Source organism: Candidatus Bandiella numerosa, assembly GCF_021811875.1.
GTDB lineage: Bacteria > Pseudomonadota > Alphaproteobacteria > Rickettsiales > Midichloriaceae > Aquirickettsia > Aquirickettsia numerosa_A.
In genome coordinates this window covers 1-2,304 of the sequence record NZ_JAJBJD010000164.1, presented here as the reverse complement: position 1 = coordinate 2,304, position 2,304 = coordinate 1, and the positions used below count along the sequence as shown (strand labels likewise).

The window sequence follows — 2,304 nt, the reverse complement described above, 5'->3', positions numbered from 1 at the left end:
TCAGAGACTTTATCAAGAGATACAATCGAAAAACCAAGGCTTATTCCAAAGCCGCTGATATGGCTGAATTATCTGTGTATATACATTTCTTCTTTGACGCTATATTTGCTTAGCAATGCCAATTATTTTGGTTCAATAACATAGATTCAAATTACATTTTTGCATAATTTACAGTAGTCGATATTTAATCTTATAACTGCGATAACAGTTGAGATGTTTATTTAAATTTGAAAAAATTTACTATATTTATTTCTAAATTCATTGTATTTACCAAAAAAATCTATAGTCCTTTCTTTATTCATAAAAATAATTCTATTTGCAACCGTAGATATAAAGTGCCTATCATGGCTCACAAATATAATTGTTCCGTCAAAAGATTTCAAAGAATTGGCTAAAGCAGTTCTGCTTTCTAAATCTAGGTGATTTGTAGGTTCATCAAGTACCAAAACATTACCTTGTTCAAGCATAATTTTTGCAAATAACAATCTCGCTGCCTCTCCTCCACTTAGCACATCAACCAATTTATCAGCTTGATCCTGTGTAAGCAACATTTTGGCAAGGGCTCCTCTTATAGTGCCAATATTTGATTCATTAGTGGCTTGCATTAACCAATTCATCGCTGAAATATTACCTTTTATTAGATCGTGATGATCTTGTGAAAAATATGAAGATTTTGTATTATATCCCCATTTAACATTTCCACTTGTAGGTGAAATAAGCTCAAGCGCTGTTTTAAGTAATGTTGATTTTCCTATACCATTGATACCCAAAATGGCTATTTTTTCGCCTCTATTCACCTTGAAAGATAAATCTTGAAATAATTTATTCTCCTTAAAGGATTGTGAAAGTTCTGAAACATTCAGCACTTCTTGTCCGGATTTTTCCTTTTGCTTAAATGAAAATTTAGGAGCTATTCTTGTGGTGCGATTAAGTTCTGGAACATCTATTTTTTGGACTCTTTTTTCTCTTGAAAGTGCTTGTTTTGAACGTGCAGCAGAGGATCTAAATTTCTCTATAAAAATTTTGTCCTTAGCTATTTTCTTTTCTATTGATGCTTTTTCATCCTCTTTTTGCTCTGCTCTATCTTGTTTCTCTCTAACAAAACAGTCATAATTTCCTGAATATAACGTAATTGTATGATAATCTATGTCCAATATATTATTGCATGTTGAATTTAAAAAATCATGATCGTGAGATATTAATAATAATAGTCCTTTAAATTTTTTTTTCAAAAAATCCTCTAGCCATTGTGTTGATAAGATATCTAAGTGATTTGTCGGTTCATCTAGCAACAATATATCAGGATCTGAAAACAAACATTGGGCAAGCAAAACCCTAATTTTATAACCACCTGATAACTTTTTAAGTGGCTCTTTAAAATCTTTTTCTTCAATTCCAAGACCTTGTAAAATTATCTCAGCATTTGATTCCGCACTATAACCATCATTTTCATATATAACAGATTCTAACTCCGCAATTCTATAACCTTCTTCGTCACTAACATCAATTTTATTACTTAATGCCGTTTGCTCTTTCATTGCATTCCACAAAACTTTATTGCCCTGAATAACAATATCCACGATTCTATCATTTTCATATTTAAATTGATCCTGGCTCAAAGCACTAACTTTCAGTAAGTCATTAATAATTATATCACCTGAAGTTAATTCTTCCTCTCCTTGTATTAATCTAATTAATGTTGATTTTCCTGATCCATTCGCTCCAATTAGACCATATCTGTTATTTGACTTCAAAGCAAAACTCACATCGTTAAAAAGTTTTTTGCCCCCATAATCCATGGAGATATTTTTACATAAAATCACAATAGCTAGTTAAATTTAGGCTAAACAAGTACATATAATACAGATTATTTGAATTACTTCAATACAGATTTTGATTATTAAATTGGCAGTGCAGTGTTCAGGTTAAACTTTATATAGTTCAGTCCACTAACTGTATTTTATCTATCTTGCTTAGCCGTCCACATATATCTTAAAACAACTTTGTTCGCATGGTATGTCTCAAGCTGTAAATGCTGCTAAACTAAATTTCAACGCTAGTAAATCAACCAAAAGAATTTCATAAATTTATACTATTGTAAATAATTACTCCCTCTGTTTTTTAAGATTCTAATTTTTGTATTTTAAATAATTCTCTTATGCATCTTTTGATTCTTCTAAAGGAAGCATAAATATTAGATAGCGTATAAATAGGAAAAGTGCTAACCTTTGACCTAAAACAATACAGGTATCAAATGGATTTTGAAATAATAGTAAGAAAAAAAGAAAAAGGCGAGGTAGTATC

General features: G+C 30.3%; 1 protein-coding gene. It reads right to left on the bottom strand.

What is annotated here, in order from left to right; translation table 11 throughout:
* Window positions 1-221: 221 nt before the first annotated feature.
* A complete protein-coding gene (locus L8D11_RS04980) occupies window positions 222-1,799 on the bottom strand; it encodes an ABC-F family ATP-binding cassette domain-containing protein (protein ID WP_272906051.1) in 1,578 nt (525 codons plus the stop codon).
* Between the last annotated feature and the right edge of the window lie 505 nt (window positions 1,800-2,304).

Excerpts from the sequence above, each read along its gene's own strand:
- L8D11_RS04980 (WP_272906051.1), bottom strand. The coding sequence starts at position 1,799 with ATGGATTATGGGGGCAAAAAACTTTTTAACGATGTGAGTTTTGCTTTG.